The following is a 16,398-nucleotide window of genomic DNA, read 5'->3' on the forward strand; positions in this document are numbered from 1 at the left end:
AACCTACCGGCGACGCCACAGCTGTTCGAGATCAGGGCCGTCACCGTTCTGCTGCGTGCCCCGATATCGCACCGCAAAGACGACCCATCCTATGGCGACTATGAGCAGGAAGCTCACCAACCTGTAGACGACGATCGCAGACACCGCTTCGGCACCGGTCATCCCACTTGCGGTAAGTGCAGGGACCAGAACTGCATCCATGACGCCGAGTCCACCGGGCAGAAGCGGGATCGCCGAGCCGGCCGCGCTGCCGGCCGCATATGCTACGGCGAGTCCGGCGAAGCCGGGGTGCCCCCCGATCGAGTAGCACGCGAATGCGAGACAGGAAACGTCGGCGATCCAGTTGAACAGCGACCAACCGAATGCGCGCACCGTGTCAGTACGCTTCATCCGGACGGCGCTCAACTGGCTCACTGTGTGCTTCCACCGGCGAACCCCGGTCAGTGGAGGCCTTTTTCGCAGCGAGTTGAAGGCGCGGAGGGCGGTGATGCCCACGCCCTCGAGAGCGTTCGGTCTAGTCGCCGCATACTGGGCGAGGATGATGAAGGCGCACAGGGCGCCGAACGTGAAGATCAGTGAGAACGGGTTGGTCGCGGCGCCCACCAGCAGAGCCCCTGTCAGCCCGACGATCGCCAGCCCGACAGCTTGGAGTGCGCCGGCCATCACGAGTTGCCATGTCGCGACGACAGGTGTCGCGCCCCAGATTCGGGTCTGCCGGTAGATGAAGGTTACGGACAGCACCGGCCCACCCGGGAGTGTTCCGCTCATGGAGTTGGCGGCGTAGGTGACCGCCAGAGACTGCCGCTGCCGCACGTGCACACCCGCGACCCCGAGCAGGCACCTCTGGACACGCGCAAAGCTGGACATCGACGCCAATGATGCAGCGATGGCAGCGGCCACCCATCCCCAATGCAGGTCGCCGAGGTTGCGGACGCTATCGGACAGGTCCGGCCAGATCAGGATCAGCTCGACCGTGAGCACGGCGACGAGTACGCCACCGATTACCCATTCGGTCCGCAGTCTGCGCGGCTTCCGGTGATTGTCTTCGGCGTCGGTCATACGAGTCCATTACGCGTGGCAGGTGATTACACCGTATACCCGCCATCGGCATCGTGTTCTCGTCTTGGTGGGCCGCGAATGTGAGCGACGATTCGTGTCCTGAACAACACGGCCTTGTCCGACTTGCGACCACCGCCCACCCGGTCGCTCGCGAACTCACCGAGAGCGTAGCGTTCGCTGCCTACGTGGAAGTGCGACTCTCGTTGGCGCCCAGCGTGTCCGGGCGATATTTGTCACTCGCTTCGGCAGATCATGATCGGGCAGGTTGCATGGTGGAGCAGATTCTGGCTTGTCGACCCCATCAGCGCGCCGAGCACCGGTCCTCGGCCATGACTGCCGACGACGATCAACTGTGCATCCTTCGCGTGCTTCATCATTGCGTCTGCTGCCGAGCCCTGCTCGGCAATCTGTGTCACGACTACATCAGGGAATGTTTCCGACTCGCCGGCTAGGCCCTCAGCGAGCAGAGCCTCTTCTTCTTGTCTCACGGCGTCCCAGTCCACGAGCAAACCTCTCGTTCCGCCACCCATCGAGGGGGAGCCCTGCCACGTGTGGACACCGACAAGGGGTGCGTCGAAGAACGACGCGAATTCGAATGCGCGTGTCACTGCCTCCCGGCTGAGATCGCTTCCGTCGATGCCGACCACGACCGGACGCTGGTCCGGCGGGGCACCTTCTCCCCGGAGAACGACGACCGGGCACGGCGCGCGGTTGGCCACGTGGAGTGCGGTCGAGCCGACGAACACAGAGCGGAAGGCTCCCGCACCCGTGGACCCGAGCACTATCAGTCTGGCTCGGGTTGAGGCTTCGAGCAGAGCGGCACCGCTGCGACCTGGGCTGATGGTGGTGTCCATCTCGAGATCGGGAAATTGTTGTCCCAGTAGGCTCTGAGCTGCGTCGATGATGGCTTCACCATCCTCACGGACCTGAGTGAGAAACCGCGACTCCAGCATCACTGCCGCGGGACTGTACATCGGGCCGTCCTGGGGGAGCGCGTGGACGAGGGACAGTGGGGCGTCCCACTTGGACGCAACCGCCGCGCCCCACAGGACCGCTTTGGTGGAGGTGTCGGAGCCGTCCAAGCCGACGACGACGCTGTGGCCTGCAGGTGTGCTCAAGGTGGGCTCCTTCCGTGACGCCGGTGCACGACTGAATGTGCCCTGCTCCCACAGTGCCTTACGTCCTGTCTCTACTTCCAGCGTTCCGGACCGACTTCCTTACCCCCTTCAAGTCCAACGCCATCCCTTGACGGGACGGAAACTACGATTCTGCCGGGACGGAAAATACGATTCTGCCGGGACGGAAAATACGGTTCTGACGGGATGCAAAATACGACTCTCGATGGCGCCCATCGTGTCCGGGCGCCATCGAGAGTCTTGCCAGGTGGTCAGTGGTGCTCTCGGCGGCAGATCATCACCGGGCAATGGGCGTGGTGGAGCAGGTTCTGGCTCGTCGAACCCATCAACGCGCCGAGCACCCGTCCTCGGCCGTGGCTGCCGACGACGATCAACTGTCCGCCCTCCGCGTGCTTCATCAGCGCAGTTGCCGGGGCACTCTGCTCGGCAACCCGTGTTACGGGTACGTCCGGATACATTTCCGACTCGCCGGCGAGGGACTCGGACAGGAGGGCCACTTCCTCCTCTTTCATGGCTTCCCAGTCCATCATCAGCTTTCTCGTTCCGCTCCCGAGCGTGGGGTTGCCCTGCCACGTGTGGACGCAGATCAGTGGTGCATCGAAGAACGACGCGAACTCGAATGCGTGGTTCGCCGCCTCCCGGCTGAGATCGCTTCCGTCGAGGCCGACGACCACCGGGCGCTGGTCCGGGGGACCGCTTTCTCCCCGGAGAACGACGACCGGGCACTTTGCGTGGTTGGCGACGTGCAGTGCGGTCGAGCCGACGAGCGCGGAGCGGATCGTTCCCGAACCGGTGGATCCGAGAACTATCAACCTGGCCCGTTCGGCGGCTGCGAGCAAGTTCTTGCCACCGGAACCCGGTGTGATGGTGATGTCGATATCGAGTTTGGGAAACTGCTGCTCCAGCATCTTTCGCGACTTGTCGATAATGGCCTCGCCATCCTCGCGAATCTCCCCAGGAGCCCGCTCTTCCATCGTGCCGGCCGCCGCGGGGCTGTACTGGTTCGCGTGGTACAGCGGGCCTTCACGCGGGAGCACGTGGACCAGGGACAGTGGGGTTTCCCACTTGGACGCGACCTCCGCGCCCCAAAGGGCTGCGCTGGTGGAGGTGTCGGAGCCGTCGATGCCGACGACAACGGAGTGACCGTGGGGTGTACTCATATTGGTTCCCTTTTATGACGCTAGTGCGCGACTGACCATTCCTGGCTCCACACTGCCCTGCGACCGGTCCCTACTTCAAGATTTTTCTCATCGATGTTTTCCTACTTCAAGATTGTTCCTGCACTTTCCTATTCCAAGCTATTTCTTACTTCAAGATCTTTCCTGCCGCGGTTTTTGCTCTCTTCCAGTACGGCTTCAACTCCGCTGCGAGGGAGTCACCGATCGTCAGTTCTCGGTGGAAGAGCATCCCGAAGCCGAAACCTGGGCTCGATTGGGACGAATGCCGGTTTTCGGCCGCCATGCGGAGAAGATGCTGTCGTGACATCACCGCGTCCTGATAGTCGCCGAGGACGTCCTGGAATTCCTTGAATGTGTCCAGGGCATGCTCCGACCTGCCCGGGCTGAGTTGCTGCGTCGCTTCGATGGCGTAGCGCATCCGTTTCGAGCGCTTGCGCGCCAGGTGAATGAGCACGTCGCGATCTACACGTGCCTCGGACTGTCGCGCCCGCTTCACCCGATGCTCGACGGAGCGTGTCAGCTTCCGCAGAGTGCTCTTGACCTCCGCGGCAGAGGGTGCGCCCTTGCCGGACTCGATGCCGACGCCGAACGCATCCAAGGAGGACAGCAATGCCAGATAGCGGTCTGAACTCAGCGTGGCGAGTGCTTCGAGCCGTGTGGAGGCGACAAGACCGGAGAAGTACTCGTCGAGTCGCGCTCGCACGATCTCCCGGTCGGGCATCTCGTCGATCTCGTCGACGGCAGTGACGAGCCTGTCCCACTGCACTTCGGCGTCTCGTAGATCAGCCAGGCTTCGTCCCAACCATCGCAGTTCGTCGATGAGGTTCTCCGTGGCTTCCCTCGAGCTCAGGTGGGATCCGTATACCCGCAACACACTGCGGATGCGCCTCGCCGCCACCCTGAGGGCATGGACGGAATCGTCTGTGCCGCGTCGGACCTCGACGTCTGCGCGAATGAGAGCCTGGACCTGTGTATCGAGGTACTCGCTCAGCAGGCGTCGCGGGCGGGGCTTCTTCGTCGTCGCTTTCGCAGACGCACGGCGTGACGGCAAGGCGACGGCGTCACCGAGTGCCCGCCGGAGTTTGGAGGGACTGCCCGAACGTGTCATTCCGGATTCGACAAGGCGAGAGTCTATGGCGTCCAACAGGTTCTGATCACATTTACCCTTCTCCACCTCGATCTCACGCCACACCCGCTCGTCGGGACCTGAGGTGCCGTCGGGGACAGCGGCAATGACGACGTCCGACACGACTTCCGCCAGCGTCGTGCCCGACGAGTCCAAGAGGCGATGACGCTCACGGTCGGTGCTGATCAGGGCAACCGGGTTCACAGTGGCGCCGCGAGTGATGGCGATGAGCAGATCGGTGAAGGCAGCGGGAACCTCGACGCCGGATTCCGCGGCGTCGGGGGGTAGTTGCAATTCGGTTCTCGAGTCCGTCCCGGCGGGAAGTTTCAGATGCCATCCTGCGTCGTCTCCGCCTTCTCTGCGGCGGAGTGTGATCCCGGATTCCAGGAGTCGGAGGTCGATGGTGTCGTAATAGAGGGCTGAAAGCTGAATGGAATCGATCAGCGGTTCCCTGTAGACGCCCGGCAGTCCGGAAAGGCTTGGAATCTGCTGATCCGAGCCGGACTCGTACTTCCGCTCCACCTCGGTGAGGGCCTCAGGCGTTGGTGTACTCATGTCACCATCATTCATTTTGGAGCTGGTGAATGGGAAGCCCTGTCATGTGGGCCAGTCGAGGCAGCGCTTACTGGTGAAGCGGCGTCGTGCACCGGAGTACGGATCTTGGAACTCCACCGATAGAGCAAGCAGCTGAAGCGGTGTCGAATAGTCTTGGGCATCAACATCATAGAAGTCAGGGTAGAAGTTGTCGCCGTAGATCGGGATGCCTAACGAGCTCATGTGGACGCGCAACTGATGCGTCTTGCCGGTGTGGGGCCTGAGGCGGTACCGGGCGGAATCGCCTCGCACCTCGACCAGTTCGATGCGGCTCTCACTGTTGGCCGGCCCGTCTACCTCGTAAGCCTTCAAGATGCCGCGTTCCTTGATGATCCGGCTTCGGACCGTGGCAGGCAGTTCTAGGGCGGGGTCGTAGCGGGCCAGCGCCTCGTAGTCCTTCGTAACCTTTTTCTGATCGAACAGCGACTGGTAGCTGCGTCGCACCTCAGGTCGCACGGTGAAGATCAGAACCCCGGCAGTCAACCGGTCCAATCGGTGCGCAGGAGTCAGTTCGGGGAGATCGAGAAGGCGTCGCAGGCGGACCAGTGCCGACTCCGCGACGTACGCACCGCGGGGCGTACTGGCAAGAAAGTGGGGTTTGTCGATGACAACCAGGTTCTCGTCGCGGTGGAGGATCTCGATCTCGAAGGGCACCCGGCTCTCGACTGGCGGATCCCGGTACAGGTAGACGAACTTGCGGGGCGTGAACCGGGTGGATTCGGTGATCGGCAGGCCGCGCTCCTCCACTACTTCCTCGGCGGCCACCTTCTCTCGAAGCCGGATCTCGTCGTTCGGAAATCGTGCGACGAGGTATTCGAGGATCGTGGACCACGCGCCGTCGTCCGGCATCCTCAGTCGAGTCGGGTTGAGGCCGTTGCGGACGGGAAGCGGAGCGTCGGGCACTCTGCCACGGTAGTCGAGGCCCCGACTCGTCGTTGACCGCACGGACAGTCGGGGGTGCATCCGCTAAGTTTGTTATTACTTGTGACGTGGGCCACTCTCGGCTGGCCGAACGGGCGCGTCATCGGAGCAACTCGCGAGAGGTCTTGGTGATGGTGCATCAGCGGACATTTCGACCGGTTACAGCAACGATGTCTCTCATGGTGGCCTTGGGGCTCGCGGTAGTTTCGAGCGTAACCGCGTCGGCCGATCCGACAGGCGGGGCGGCGGGCGCCCAATGGACGGCCGCGGTCGATGCGCCGCCCGCTTACCCGGTGATCGCCATCGACTGGGACGTTCCGATCACCATGAGTGATGGAACGGTCTTGAAGGCCAACGTCTATCGCCCGGCAGATGCGTCAGGCAAGCCGATCGACACCGAGATGCCCTCGGTCCTCAACATCACCCCGTATACGAAGTTGATCAGCAATGTCGTCGACTCTCTGCTCGCGGTACCGGGCTATCAAGACACGGTCGTGAACCTGGTGAATTCATACAACCTGGCAGGAACGCCGCTCGACGGAGTCGATGAGCTGGCGAGAGTGCTGACGGGGGGCGGCTTGCGGGTGTTCGCAGTCAACCGTGACCTCGTTCAGAACGGCTACACCCAGGTGGTGGTCGACGCCCGCGGCACCGGGTTCTCCCAAGGCGAATGGCAGGCGCTCGGCCCCGTCGAGCAGCGGGACTCGGTCGAGGTGATCGACTGGATGAGCAAGCAGAGTTGGTCCGACGGTCAGGTCGGGATGGCAGGAGTGTCGTATTCGGCTGTCAACTCTCTGCAGGCCGCCGGACATCGGCCGCCCGCATTGAAGGCGATCTTTCCTACGGAGCCGGGTGACGACCTACTCCGCGACATCGTGGGTACGGGCGGTGCTCTGGGGGTCGGCTTCATGCCGGCGTGGCTGGCGTTGGTCAACGGGCTCAAGTTCATTCCCAACGTGCAAGACCTAGCGCAGGGGCGCTTCGACCAGCAATGGCTGCAGGACCGGTTGCGCGATCCGCTGACGCTGTTCCCCGAACTGATCGACGCCGTAACAGCGCAGAAGTGGAGTGACTTCGATTCGAACACGCTGCAGGTGGTGCAGGACGGTCAGTTCTATGAGGAGCGCAAGACGCAGACGCAGAACATAGCGGTTCCGACCATGCTCTACGGCGCTTGGCACGACCTCTTCGCGGATAGTGAGCCACGGCTGTACAACGAGATCCCGCTGCCTGCCGGCGAGAAGCAGTTGATCATGGGTAACGGCTACCACATCACTTTAGGGAGCGGTCTCGGAGAACCTGGTGCGCCACCGCGGCTGGATGTTCTCGAACGCGCGTGGTTCGACAAGTGGCTCAAGGGTATTGACAACGGAATCGAGGCGTACGGCCCACTCACCCTGTATCAGCAGGGCAATGGCTGGACGACCACCGATCAGTTCCCGCGAGCCGGTGTCGACTATCAACGGATGTACCTGTCCGGAGCCCCCAGCGGCACGGCCGGTCACGCGGCGTACGACGGCAGCCTGATTCCGTCGGAGCCCGTCGAATCGGCCCGGCTCACCGTCTCGCCTGGCCTGCGCGGGTTTTGCTCGAGAGACGCGGTACAGGGAACGGCGGGCGCGGCCGTCGTCCTCGGGTCGGTGTGCAGCAAGGACTCCCGGTTTCAGGAAGCCGAGGGATTGACGTTCACCAGCGCTCCAGTCGAGCAGCCCACTGCGTTGTCGGGACCGATCAACCTGCACCTCGAAACGGTACTCGACGCCACAGATGGATTCTGGGCGGTCACGCTCAACGACGTCTCTCCCGATGGCACTTCGACTACTCTCACCAATGGGGCGCTCACCGCATCGATGAGAGCTGTGGACGACTCGAAGAGTACGAAGTCGGCGAACGGCGATTACACTGACGCCCAACACTTTCTGACGTTGAAAACCCGCCAGCCCCAGGCTCCGGGTGAAGTGACTCCAATCGACATCAATCTCATTCCCACCGATGCCGTTTTGGCACCTGGGCATCGGCTACGCGTCGATGTGTACGCGAGCAGTGTTCCCCGGTACCTACCGATCGGACCGGTGCTCGCCGAGAGTCAATTGAGGCCACAGCACGTTCAACTCGCTGCGGACCGGCCGAGCTTCGTCAATCTTCCGCTGGTCGGGGGGCAGGTGTGGTGACGAGTTTCGCCGCGAGCGACGCCGTCCGTAGTCTGAAGCCATGACCAAATGGACAGAATCGGACATCGTCGATCAGCACGGCCGCACATTCGTCGTTACCGGCGCCAACAGTGGCCTGGGCGAGGTAGCTGCGCGAGCTCTGGGTAAGGCCGGTGCGCACGTTGTCCTCGCCTGCCGCAACACCGACAAGGGAGAAGTGGTCGCGCGATCGATCGGTGACAACGCCGAAGTTCGTCGTCTCGATCTGGCGGATCTGAAGTCCGTGCGCGAGTTCGCCGCAGGCATCAATTCTCTCGATGTGTTGGTGAACAACGCAGGTGTGATGGCAGTGCCGCAGAGCAAGACCGCCGATGGATTCGAAATGCAGATCGGCACAAATCATCTGGGACACTTTGCGCTGACCGGGCTGCTTCTTGACAAGATCACCGATCGCGTCGCCACGATGTCGAGTGGGATGCACCAGATCGGATCCGTCGATCTGGACGATCTCAATTGGGAATCCCGCAGGTACAGCCGGTGGGGAGCGTACGGGCAGTCGAAGCTTGCAAATCTTCTGTTCACATACGAGTTGCAGCGCCGGCTATCGGCGGCGGGTTCGGCGGTCAAGGCCGTGGCCGCACATCCTGGCTACGCGGCGACGAACCTGCAGTCACACACCGAGTCGATTCTGGACAGGGTGATGGGGGTCGGCAACGCGGTCTTCGCGCAGTCGGCGGAGATGGGTACGTTGCCGATGCTGTATGCGGCCACCGTTTCCGATGTGAAGGGCGGCAGTTACATCGGGCCGGATGGACTGGGTGAGCAGCGTGGTTACCCGAAGGTGGTCAGTTCGAACAAGAAATCGCGGGACGAGCGGACCGCAGCCGCTCTGTGGTCGCTGTCGGAGGACTTGACGGGCGTCGAGTACAAGTTCACCTGAGCCGACGCCCGATCAGTCCGCTACTCAGTCTTCGGTTACCTCGAGGTTGACCTCGATGTTGCCGCGAGTTGCGTTGGAGTAGGGGCACACCTGGTGCGCCTTCTCGGTCAGGTCGAGTGCTTCCTGGCGCGGCAGGTTGGGAAGTGAGACCTCGAGGGTCACGGCCAAACCGAACCCGCCGCCATCGATCGGACCGATCCCGACGCGGGCGCCGACCGCCGAGTCGGTGACATCAGCCTTGCTCTGACGGGCGATCAGCTGCAGCGCCGAGTGGAAGCACGCCGCGTACCCGGCGGCGAACAACTGCTCGGGGTTGGTTCCGTCGCCAGACCCACCCATTTCTTTGGGGATAGAGAGGTTCAGGTCGAGCTTTCCGTCCGACGTTCGGGCGTGACCGTTGCGGCCCTCTCCGGTGGCGAGGGCCTCTGCGGTGTACAGAATGTTCATGGCCTAGTTCTTTCTCGTGGGGGTTGTAGCGTTCCAACGGTGGAGCGAATCGGTGAGGCGGGTCAGGGTGTCGCGCAGGGTGCCGAGTTCGTCGACGCCCATGCCCGTCGAGTGTGTGAGTTCGGACGGGATGCCCACGGCCTCGCTGCGAAGCGCGGCGCCCGCGTCCGTGAGGTGGATGCCGACCCTGCGTTCGTCGGCAGACTCACGCCGGCGTTCGACGAGCCCGAGGGTTTCGAGCCTCTTGAGTAGGGGGGACAGTGTGCCGGTGTCGAGATCGAGAGCATCGCAGAGCTCGCTCACTCCGCGACCGTCCTGTTCCCACAGCGCCAACAGCACAAGGTACTGCGGGTAGGTCACTCCCAACTTGTCGAGAATCGACCGGTAGGTGGAAGTCATGGCCCGGGAAGCCGAGTACAGGGCGAAGCACACCTGGCGGTCGAGTGCGAGGTCATCGGTCACCGCTGAATAGTTGCACACAACTTAGTTGCGCACAACCTATTGGAGCGACGCCTACACTGTGGCCTAGTGACGTGGGGTGCTGTCCGGTCGGAATGCCGGGCGGCTGAGAACACACCCATTGAACCTGAACTGGGTAATTCCGGCGAAGGGATGTCGCGGAGTCGACGCGTGCGCTCATGAGACGTCTGTTCACCGGCGTAATGGAAGGTGAAACATGCAGTTCGACAAGCAAATCGTCCTCGTGACCGGGGGAGGCCGTGGTCTCGGAACCTCGATCGTGCGGTCGTTCGCGCGCGAGGGTGCTCGCGTAATCGTGAACTATCGGAACAGTCGGGATGCGGCCGAGGAACTGGCGTCGTCTCTCGGTGCAGGCATCGCGATTGCGCTGCAAGCCGACGTCACGGACGCGGAGCAAGTGAGAGGTTTGTACGCCGCAGCCGAGCAGCACTTCGGCTCTCCGGTGACGACGGTGGTCAACAACGCGCTGATCGACTACTCCTTCAACGGGGATGCCCGCGACGAGGCCGATGCCATCGCGTGGGAGGCGTTCGATACCCAGTTCCGGGGGAGCGTTCAAGCGGCTCTCAACACGACACAGGCTGCGCTGCCGGGTATGCGTTCTCTCGGGTTCGGCCGGATCGTCAACGTCGGAACCAACCTGTTCCAGAACCCGGTCGTCCCTTACCACGACTACACCGCCGCCAAGGCCGCGGTGTTGTCTCTGACGCGCACCCTCGCCGCCGACCTCGGTCCGGACGGCATCACCGTGAACATGGTGTCTGGTGGCCTGCTGCGCACCACCGATGCGAGCGCTGCGACGCCCGACGAGGTGTTCGACTTGATTGCGCAGAGCACTCCGTTGCGGAGCGTCACCACTCCGGACGAATTCGCCGACGCGGTACTGTTTTTCGCATCTCCGTGGTCGCGCGCGGTAACCGGCCAGAACCTCGTGGTCGACGGCGGACTGGTCAAGGACTGAAGTGATCAGGCAACTGCACTTCAACGCTTTTCTGTTCGGGTGCGGTCATCACGGTGCGTCCTGGCGGCATCCGGCGTCGCCGGTGGAACGGCTGGGCGATATCACCTACTACGAGGAACTGGCGCGGACCGCCGAACGTGGTTGCCTCGATGCGGTGTTCTTCGCGGACGGGCACTCGGTGCGCGATCCTGCTTCAGGTTCGTGGTGGTTCTTCGAGCCGCTCACCGCACTGTCGGCGATGGCTCGCGCCACCGAGCGGGTCGGCCTGGTGAGCACGGTGTCGACCACGTTCTACACGCCGTTCCACGCGGCCCGGATGCTGGCCTCGCTCGACCACATCAGCGGCGGCCGCGTCGGCTGGAACGTCGTGACGTCGATGTTCGACGCAGAGGCTCGCAACCACGGTCTAGAAGAGATGCCGTCGCACGACGAGCGGTATTCGCGTGCGGCAGAGTTCGTCGACGTGGCACTGGCCCTGTGGAATTCGTGGGAGCCGGATGCTCTCGTCCTCGACCGAGAAGGAATCTTCGCGGATCCGGCCAAGGTGAATCCGATCCATCATCGAGGCGATCACTTTCTGGTCGACGGACCACTGACCGTGCCGCACTCGCCGCAGGGCCGCCCCGTGCTGTTCCAGGCAGGCGCGTCCGATCAGGGGCGTGATCTGGCTGCCCGGTATGCCGAGGGAATATACGCAGTCGCCTACGACCTCGCGGCCGCACAGAGCTACTACGAAGACGTCAAGAGGCGCATCCGTCGGGTGGGCCGCGACCCGGACGAGGTCATCGTCATGCCAGGTCTGGTCACATATGTCGGATCGACCACCGAGGAGGCCCGGCGCAAGAAGGCGGAACTCGACGCGCTCCTACCGGTAGAGCAGTCGCTGGCGCAGCTGTCGATGTTCGTCCAGCAGGACTGCAGCGGGTGGGAACTGGACGCGCCGGTTCCAGCGCTTCCGCCGCTGTCCGAGTTCACCGGGCCGCAGGGCCGGTACGACACGATCCTGCGGATTATCGAGAAGGACCGGCCCACCGTGCGGGCCTTGCTGGGCACGTTGGCGGCCGGTGGCGGCCACTGCACGATGATCGGCACCCCGGAGTCGATCGCCGACGAGATCGAACGGTGGTTCCGCCGCGGCGGGGCCGACGGCTTCAACCTGATGCCGCCGCTATACCCGAGCGGCCTGGCCGACTTCGTCGACGAGGTGATCCCCGTGCTGGCGAAGCGGGGTCTGTTCCGTGCCCGGTACGAAACGAAGACGCTGCGTGCCCACCTTCGTGGAAGCGAGTAATCATGCCTGTGACAAATGCCCCACAAATCTGGGAATTGATTGACTATCGGGCACGTTAGTTGAGTCAATATTGCTCAACTTCCCACAGGAGGCACTCGGAATGCCAGCATTCTTCGGGCCACAGGGCCCCGGACGCATCGATATCAGCCGTCTCATGAGCAAGGCCACCCAGGAGCTCATGGCAGGTGCGGCACGGTTTGCCGCAGGTCGTGGTGACTCTGACCTCGATGCACTGCACGTTCTGCGTGTCATGGCAGAGCAGGACCCCGTCAAGTCCCTGATGCAGCGTGCCGGAGCCGACCCCTCGGCAGTCTCAGCCGCCGTCGAATCGCGGCTTCCCCAGAGCCGGAACGCGTCGAACTTTGCTGTGCCCACACTCAGCGGTGCGCTCAAGACAGCCCTGCTCGAGGCTCACCAACTCGGTCGGGCCCTCGGGTCCACCTACATCGACCCCGAGCACCTCTTCCTTGCGCTTGCCGCTGACCACGACCTCGCGGCAGGGAAGTTGCTCGCATCCGAGGGCATCACCCCGGAACGCCTGCAGACTGCGATACAGGGCGGTCCGGTCGAGGAGAATTCAGGCAGTGGGACGCCGACGCTGGACAAGTACGGCTTCGATCTCACCGAGCGTGCGCGCGGCGGGGGAGTCGACCCTGTAATCGGCCGGGCCGACGAGATCGAGCAGACCATCGAGATCCTGTCGCGCCGCACGAAGAACAATCCCGTACTGGTCGGCGAAGCCGGAGTCGGTAAGACGGCGATCGTCGAGGGGCTGGCGCAGCGCATCGTCGACGGCAAGGTGCCCGACCGGTTGACGGGTAAGCGCATCGTGCAACTCGATCTGTCGAGCATGGTGTCGGGCACTCGATACCGCGGCGACTTCGAGGAGCGCTTGAACAAGGCAATCGACGAGATTTCTGCCCACTCAAATGAATTGATCGTCTTCATCGACGAGGTTCACTCCATCGCGGGCGCCGGAGGTGGTGCCGAGGGCGCGATGGACGCGGGCAACATCCTCAAGCCGAAGCTGGCCCGCGGTGAGCTGCACATCGTGGGCGCTACCACGCTCGACGAGTACCGCACCCACATCGAGAAGGATCCGGCGCTCGAACGTCGATTTCAACCGGTGACGGTCGCGGAGCCGAGCACCGAGGACGCAATCGCGATCCTGTCCGGTCTGCGAGATCGGTACGAGGAGCACCACGGCGTCCGGTACACCGACGAGGCGATCTCCGCCGCTGTCGAGTTGTCTGCCCGCTACATAGGCGACCGCTTCCTGCCGGACAAGGCGATCGACCTGATCGATCAGGCCGGTGCCCGCCTGCGGCTACGGACACCGAGCCTCGACATCGAGGCGCTGAAGAAGAAGGTCGAGGAACTCGAACAGAACAAGAAACTGGCCGTCGCCGACGAGCAGTACGAGAAGGCATCAGTCTTGCGGGACGAGATCGCTCGAACGCAGGCGTCGATCGACGGCGGGAAGGACCTGAGCCACACGTCATCTGAGGTGACTGCCGAGCACATCGCCGAGGTCGTGTCGCGGGCAACCGGTATTCCGGCCAGCCAGATGACCGAGGAGGAGAAGGAACGCCTGCGCCGCCTCGAGGATGAACTGCACAGTCGCGTCATCGGCCAGGACGACGCCGTGAAGGCTATCGCCAGGGCTGTCCGTCGCAGTCGCACCGGCATGAACGATCCGGACCGTCCCGTGGGCAGCTTCCTGTTCCTCGGACCGACGGGTGTCGGAAAGACAGAGCTCGCGAAGGCTTTGGCCGTCACACTGTTCGGCGACGAGACCAAGATGCTGCGACTGGACATGAGCGAGTTCGGCGAACGGCACACGGTCAGCCGACTCGTCGGGGCTCCTCCCGGCTATGTCGGATACGGGGATGCGGGGCAGCTCACCGAACAGGTTCGGCGGAACCCATACTCGGTGATTCTGCTCGACGAGATCGAGAAGGCACACCCGGACGTGTTCAACACGCTGCTCCAAGTGCTCGACGACGGCCGGCTCACCGATGGCCAGGGTCGGACGGTGGACTTCAAGAACACCGTCTTGATCATGACCAGCAACCTTGGGTCCGACATCATTTCGAGCAAGTCCGGTGTCCTGGGCTTTACCACCGGTAACGCCGAGGCGTCCGAGAAGCCCTTGCGAGACCGGGTGATGGGCAGACTGCGCGAATCGATGCGGCCAGAGTTCCTCAACCGGATCGACGAGATCGTGATCTTCCGCAAGCTCGACTCCGAACAGCTGCACCGGATCACCGACCTGCTGTTGAACGACAGCCGGAAGAGGCTGCAGTCCAAGGGTATCGACATCTCGTTCAGCGACGCCGCCATCGACTGGATAGCTGAGCACGGGCATCAACCCGAGTTCGGGGCACGTCCGTTGCGACGTTCCATCCAGCGGGTCATCGACGATCGGATCGCCGATCTACTCCTCGACGATCTCCTCGTCGAGGGTGGCACTGTCACAGTCGGAGTGTCCGACGACGAGCTCGACCTCGTAGTCGTCTGAACACGGCGTGAGTGGCGAAGCGTGCCCCGGCACGCTTCGCCACTCACGTGTGTGAGTAGCCCCTTACCCGCCCTCACCGTTCCCGATCAGCACCTGGTGATGAGATTTGCACCGTATACCGTCCCCTGTGCATTGTGCAGGGCTGCACTGTGATCCGGGTGTCCGGGGTGCGCTGCCCTCCGCGCAAGAGGTGTGGCCGGATTGCCGCCGACCGCGGTGCGTGCTCGCCTCAGGAACGGCTACCTGCTACCCGAAGCAGTCAGTCGAGCAACTCGACTTCCCAATTTGCTTTCTGCACTTGAAGATCGATTCCTCGAATCCGTTGCGCGAGATCATCTGCCGTTCGCCGCAGATCGCTGACGGGCAACGCAGCGACGAAAACGAGTTCGGAGCGAAGCTGCCTACCGTATCGGTCCTGCTCACGCCCCGAGGCGGCATCCGCCGCTGCGGACACCACCCGATGTCGGATTCGCAGCATGTCCCGACGAGCGAGCGCGTCCGTGATGCTCGCATCGCCCAGTGGTGCAGCGGCATTCGTCCGATTGATTCTTCGGACGAGGACCTCCATTCGGTCCAGTACGCCCTCGAGTTCGAGGAGTAGCGACGCAGCGTCCTCCGCGGGAGACTCGCCCTCTTGATGTCGTGCGTTCGTGAGGATACGCGAGTTCAGTTGCTCCACCCTGCGGTTCAGATCTCCACGTTCGGCTAGTGCCTCAGCCAGCTTCATGTATACCTCCCTTCCTGAATTCGTTGTAGGACATAACGAACGGGAAGGGAAGGGTCGCGGCACCGAGTGGGTACAGAGCGAAGCGTACCGAACTCGTGGGTGAATTCCCCGGACCATCGTGTCGGAGAGAAATCTCTGCGGGCGCTCATGCGCCTTTCGTCGAGTTGAAATCGAACATCTCTAATGAGTACCACATCGCTGCTCGTGTGGCGACACCCAACTCGCCCCGATCTGGTTGCCGAAGGGTGATCGGCCGTCCTTCATCGATACGTCGCAGATGAGCTGTCACTGCGGAAAGATCGAGATCGTGACGAACGAGTCCAGTGAAATTGACCTGAGTAAGCAGGAGCTTCGCGAGGTGGCGGGCTACGCCGCAGAATGCGCTCGTCACGTGTTGCCGATCTTCGAAAGCAATCGGCCGGCGGACCCTCGTTGCCGGGAAGCGGTCTACGCCGCAGCAATGTTCGCAAGCGGCGGCCAACGCAGCAAGTCTCTGAGAGACAGTGCATGGGCAGCGAACAAGGCTGCGCGCGAGGTGGACGCCGCAGCCGCCCGCCATGCGGCGCGGGCAGCGGCGCATGCCGCTGCCGCTGCGTACTTGCATCCACTGGCAGATGCTCACCAGGTGAAGCACATTCTTGGGGCTGGCGCTCACGCAGCGAGGGCGGTCGAGCTCTCCGTCAGTGACAACGAGAGAGCTGGTGCCGAAAATCTAGAGCACGCGCGACTGCGCGCGACCTCGACCGTTGTCGCAGTTCTCGAGCGCTATCCTGCGGCACCGCTCGGTGGCGGCCGTGTCGGGGAGCTGCTACGGGATCTGGATGCATCCCTTCGCCGCTGAAGCGTGAGATGCCTGGAAGAGGGGCG

Annotated in this window: 14 protein-coding genes and 1 riboswitch; of the genes, 6 read left to right on the forward strand and 8 right to left on the reverse strand. The window is 63.1% G+C overall.

The window, feature by feature from the left end; genetic code table 11:
* Window positions 1–3: 3 nt before the first annotated feature.
* From AB0I57_RS14030 to AB0I57_RS14050, 5 genes are all read right to left on the reverse strand, one after another.
* Window positions 4–1,059, reverse strand: a complete 1,056-nt coding sequence (locus tag AB0I57_RS14030; RefSeq protein WP_358335911.1) for a YbhN family protein — start codon at window positions 1,057–1,059, stop codon at window positions 4–6.
* 233 nt (window positions 1,060–1,292) lie between these two features.
* The gene (locus AB0I57_RS14035; protein ID WP_358335914.1) at window positions 1,293–2,177 is read right to left on the reverse strand and encodes a universal stress protein; all 885 of its coding nucleotides are present in this window, start codon (window positions 2,175–2,177) and stop codon (window positions 1,293–1,295) included.
* Window positions 2,178–2,446: 269 nt separating this feature from the next.
* On the reverse strand, window positions 2,447–3,355 hold the full coding sequence (locus AB0I57_RS14040) for a universal stress protein (RefSeq protein WP_358335917.1): 909 nt from the start codon (window positions 3,353–3,355) through the stop codon (window positions 2,447–2,449).
* A 145-nt stretch (window positions 3,356–3,500) separates the two neighbouring features.
* Window positions 3,501–5,054: a CYTH and CHAD domain-containing protein gene (locus AB0I57_RS14045; protein ID WP_358335920.1), complete on the reverse strand. Its 1,554-nt coding sequence runs from the start codon at window positions 5,052–5,054 to the stop codon at window positions 3,501–3,503.
* A gap of 42 nt (window positions 5,055–5,096) precedes the next feature.
* Window positions 5,097–5,996, reverse strand: coding sequence for a pseudouridine synthase (locus AB0I57_RS14050; RefSeq protein WP_358335923.1), 900 nt, complete (start codon window positions 5,994–5,996; stop codon window positions 5,097–5,099).
* A 188-nt stretch (window positions 5,997–6,184) separates the two neighbouring features.
* Here AB0I57_RS14050 and AB0I57_RS14055 point away from each other — a divergent pair, with 188 nt between their 5' ends.
* On the forward strand, window positions 6,185–8,185 hold the full coding sequence (locus AB0I57_RS14055; RefSeq protein ID WP_358335926.1) for a CocE/NonD family hydrolase: 2,001 nt from the start codon (window positions 6,185–6,187) through the stop codon (window positions 8,183–8,185).
* Between the two features lie 40 nt (window positions 8,186–8,225).
* A complete protein-coding gene (locus tag AB0I57_RS14060; RefSeq protein ID WP_358335929.1) occupies window positions 8,226–9,104 on the forward strand; it encodes an oxidoreductase in 879 nt (292 codons plus the stop codon).
* Between the two features lie 24 nt (window positions 9,105–9,128).
* Here the strand turns inward: AB0I57_RS14060 and AB0I57_RS14065 are convergent, their stop codons facing one another.
* Complete coding sequence (locus AB0I57_RS14065; RefSeq protein WP_358335932.1) at window positions 9,129–9,551, reverse strand: organic hydroperoxide resistance protein; 423 nt, start codon at window positions 9,549–9,551, stop codon at window positions 9,129–9,131.
* Window positions 9,552–9,554: 3 nt separating this feature from the next.
* Window positions 9,555–10,013 (reverse strand): MarR family transcriptional regulator, encoded by a 459-nt coding sequence (locus tag AB0I57_RS14070; RefSeq protein ID WP_358335935.1) that lies wholly within the window; start codon window positions 10,011–10,013, stop codon window positions 9,555–9,557.
* A gap of 62 nt (window positions 10,014–10,075) precedes the next feature.
* Window positions 10,076–10,181, forward strand: a riboswitch (TPP riboswitch).
* A 46-nt stretch (window positions 10,182–10,227) separates the two neighbouring features.
* On the opposite strand from AB0I57_RS14070, the gene AB0I57_RS14075 reads away from it, so the two are divergent.
* The 3 genes from AB0I57_RS14075 to AB0I57_RS14085 all read left to right on the forward strand — a co-directional run bounded on the left by AB0I57_RS14075 (window position 10,228) and on the right by AB0I57_RS14085 (window position 14,804).
* On the forward strand, window positions 10,228–10,992 hold the full coding sequence (locus AB0I57_RS14075; RefSeq protein ID WP_358335938.1) for a 3-oxoacyl-ACP reductase: 765 nt from the start codon (window positions 10,228–10,230) through the stop codon (window positions 10,990–10,992).
* A 1-nt stretch (window position 10,993) separates the two neighbouring features.
* On the forward strand, window positions 10,994–12,283 hold the full coding sequence (locus AB0I57_RS14080) for an LLM class flavin-dependent oxidoreductase (protein WP_358335941.1): 1,290 nt from the start codon (window positions 10,994–10,996) through the stop codon (window positions 12,281–12,283).
* Window positions 12,284–12,383: 100 nt separating this feature from the next.
* A complete protein-coding gene (locus AB0I57_RS14085; RefSeq protein WP_358335944.1) occupies window positions 12,384–14,804 on the forward strand; it encodes an ATP-dependent Clp protease ATP-binding subunit in 2,421 nt (806 codons plus the stop codon).
* Window positions 14,805–15,063: 259 nt separating this feature from the next.
* Here the strand turns inward: AB0I57_RS14085 and AB0I57_RS14090 are convergent, their stop codons facing one another.
* Window positions 15,064–15,531 (reverse strand): DIP1984 family protein, encoded by a 468-nt coding sequence (locus AB0I57_RS14090; RefSeq protein ID WP_358335947.1) that lies wholly within the window; start codon window positions 15,529–15,531, stop codon window positions 15,064–15,066.
* Window positions 15,532–15,838: 307 nt separating this feature from the next.
* On the opposite strand from AB0I57_RS14090, the gene AB0I57_RS14095 reads away from it, so the two are divergent.
* Window positions 15,839–16,372: a putative immunity protein gene (locus AB0I57_RS14095; RefSeq protein WP_358335950.1), complete on the forward strand. Its 534-nt coding sequence runs from the start codon at window positions 15,839–15,841 to the stop codon at window positions 16,370–16,372.
* Window positions 16,373–16,398: the final 26 nt, after the last annotated feature.

The sequence above is a fragment of the Rhodococcus sp. NPDC049939 genome, assembly GCF_040656415.1.
In the GTDB taxonomy this organism is placed as follows: domain Bacteria; phylum Actinomycetota; class Actinomycetes; order Mycobacteriales; family Mycobacteriaceae; genus Rhodococcus_F.

What these genes read in the sequence shown, in the direction of transcription:
- AB0I57_RS14030 (WP_358335911.1), bottom strand. Translation starts at nt 1,059, where the DNA reads ATGACCGACGCCGAAGACAATCACCGGAAGCCGCGCAGACTGCGGACC.
- AB0I57_RS14040 (WP_358335917.1), bottom strand. Translation starts at nt 3,355, where the DNA reads ATGAGTACACCCCACGGTCACTCCGTTGTCGTCGGCATCGACGGCTCC.
- AB0I57_RS14045 (WP_358335920.1), bottom strand. Translation starts at nt 5,054, where the DNA reads ATGAGTACACCAACGCCTGAGGCCCTCACCGAGGTGGAGCGGAAGTAC.
- AB0I57_RS14055 (WP_358335926.1), top strand. Translation starts at nt 6,185, where the DNA reads ATGTCTCTCATGGTGGCCTTGGGGCTCGCGGTAGTTTCGAGCGTAACC.
- AB0I57_RS14060 (WP_358335929.1), top strand. Translation starts at nt 8,226, where the DNA reads ATGACCAAATGGACAGAATCGGACATCGTCGATCAGCACGGCCGCACA.
- AB0I57_RS14065 (WP_358335932.1), bottom strand. Translation starts at nt 9,551, where the DNA reads ATGAACATTCTGTACACCGCAGAGGCCCTCGCCACCGGAGAGGGCCGC.
- AB0I57_RS14075 (WP_358335938.1), top strand. Translation starts at nt 10,228, where the DNA reads ATGCAGTTCGACAAGCAAATCGTCCTCGTGACCGGGGGAGGCCGTGGT.
- AB0I57_RS14085 (WP_358335944.1), top strand. Translation starts at nt 12,384, where the DNA reads ATGCCAGCATTCTTCGGGCCACAGGGCCCCGGACGCATCGATATCAGC.
- AB0I57_RS14090 (WP_358335947.1), bottom strand. Translation starts at nt 15,531, where the DNA reads ATGAAGCTGGCTGAGGCACTAGCCGAACGTGGAGATCTGAACCGCAGG.